This is a genomic window from Mycobacterium terramassiliense (genome assembly GCF_900157385.1).
GTDB lineage: Bacteria > Actinomycetota > Actinomycetes > Mycobacteriales > Mycobacteriaceae > Mycobacterium > Mycobacterium terramassiliense.
In genome coordinates this window covers 1-1,357 of sequence record NZ_LT717691.1, presented here as the reverse complement: position 1 = coordinate 1,357, position 1,357 = coordinate 1, and the positions used below count along the sequence as shown (strand labels likewise).

The following is a 1,357-nucleotide window of genomic DNA, read 5'->3' as shown; positions in this document are numbered from 1 at the left end:
GGGTATAAGAGACAGACCCCAGGTTGAACGCGGGCCCGCCCGCGCCACCGGCGGCGACGGCGGCGCGGGCGGTCTCGCGTTCAACCTGGGGTGGGGAACCGCCACCGGCGGGGCCGGCGGTGTGGGCGGTGCCGGCACCGTCGGCGCCGGCGGGAACGGGGGCCACGGCGGCGCCGCGATGATGGGGCCCTTCAACATCGCCGTCGACAACTTCGACGGCCTGCTGACGTATCTCCCCTCCGACTGGGGCACCACCTACGGCGGCGTCGGCGGCGCCGGCGGCGCCGGGGCCACCATCGGCGGCACCGGCGGGACGGGCGGGACCGCGTACAACTTGTTGGCGGGCGGAAACGCCTTCGGCGGCATGGGCGGCATCGGCGGCACCGGTGTCACCGGCGGCACCGGCGGCACCGGCGGCAATGTCTACGCAACCACCCCGGGCAATGCGTTCGTCGGGACCGGCGGCGCGGCCGGCGGGCCCGGCGGAACCGCAGGCGGTCCCGGCAGCGTCATATCGCTGTAGCCGCTGGCTGGGCGGGTGACGCCCGCCTGATCGCGGCGGTGCCGCGTTTCCCGAAACGCAGGTCTACACGTGTGCAACGAGCTAGGTTTATAGTGCCCGTAATTGTGACCGTGGTTAAGGGTGTACTGCCTCCGCGGTCTTCGGAGGTCAGCAATGTCGTACGTGGTCGTCGCGCCGAATGCGTTGACGGCGGCGGCGGCGAATGTGGCGGCGATCAACTCCTCCCTGAATGCCGCGAACGCAGCGGCGGCCCTCCCGATCACCTGGGTGCCGGGATCCGCTGGTGATCAGGTGTCGAAGGCGATCGCGACGCTGTTTTCTGAGGTCGGCCAAGAGTTTCAGACGCTGCTCGAAGAGGCCCAGGCGGTTGCCAACCAGATTGTGCAGGCATTGAATCAGGCGGGCGAGGCGTTTCGAGAAGCCGAGGTGCTGTCCACCCAGGTGTTGACTCCGTCGTTGTGGCCGGCGGCGGTGGCCGATGCCTCCGGGCCGTCGCCGCCGCCCAGGACGGATCCCTTGGGCACGGTGATGTATGAGCTGAATCAGACCAGCCAGCGATTTGTCGGGGAGCCGCTGTTCTTCAACGGCGCCAATGGGACGCAGGCCAGCCCGAACGGCCAAAACGGTGGCCTGCTGATCGGCAACGGCGGCAACGGCTGGGATTCCACGGTCGCCGGTGTCAATGGCGGTAACGGCGGGACGGCCGGGATCCTCGGCAACGGCGGCAACGGCGGATCTGGTGGGCCCGGTACGACGCTTGTGGCCCCCGGCACCGGTGGGAATGGTGGGGCCGCGGTGTGGGTGGGCAATGGTGGGGCCGGCGGGGCCGGCTGG

The 1,357-nt window shown here is 70.4% G+C and carries 1 protein-coding gene and 1 pseudogene; both read left to right on the top strand.

Annotated elements, in window-relative coordinates; all coding sequences use genetic code 11:
- A pseudogene (locus MTAB308_RS28745) lies at positions 1-523 on the top strand (hypothetical protein); the annotation flags it as partial.
- Positions 524-685: 162 nt separating this feature from the next.
- Positions 686-1,357: PE family protein (locus tag MTAB308_RS00010; RefSeq protein ID WP_173842093.1), on the top strand; the 672-nt coding region annotated here is incomplete at its 3' end.